This window comes from Mesorhizobium sp. M2C.T.Ca.TU.002.02.1.1 (genome assembly GCF_003997225.1).
Window position 1 is genome coordinate 1 of sequence record NZ_RZTO01001562.1, and the last position, 411, is coordinate 411.

Annotated in this window: 1 pseudogene; it reads right to left on the minus strand. The window is 56.2% G+C overall.

Annotation, left to right across the window (positions count from 1 at the left end):
* Positions 1-300 (minus strand): annotated as a pseudogene (locus EOD07_RS37285) (1,3-1,4-beta-glycanase); the annotation flags it as partial.
* Between the last annotated feature and the right edge of the window lie 111 nt (positions 301-411).

Consider the following 411-nt stretch of genomic DNA (forward strand, 5'->3'; position numbering starts at 1 on the left):
GTTGTGGGCATTGGTGACGACGAGGTTTTCGACATTGTCCGGCAGCGTATAGCTCATCCATGTGTTGATGGTGTCGACGCCCTGGCCAGCGTTCTCGACCACCTTGTTGCCCGCCGAATAAAGGTAATAGATATCGTCACCGGCGCCGCCATACATGGTGACGTTGACGCCGCTGGAGGCCCAGATTGAGTCATTGCCGCTGCTGCCGTTGAACGTCGGTCCGGACGTCGCCGAAAACCAATGATTGGAAGCGCCGCTATAGTAAAGAGGAACGCCTACCGCGTTGACGACGAAGCTCATCGGACACTCCTTCCGCGCTGCCCCGCCCGGATGGCTCATTGCAGGTTCGAGCGCCTGCTTCGAACCAATTTGCAACACGGATTATCGTTCCCGAAAATAAGCAAATAGTAC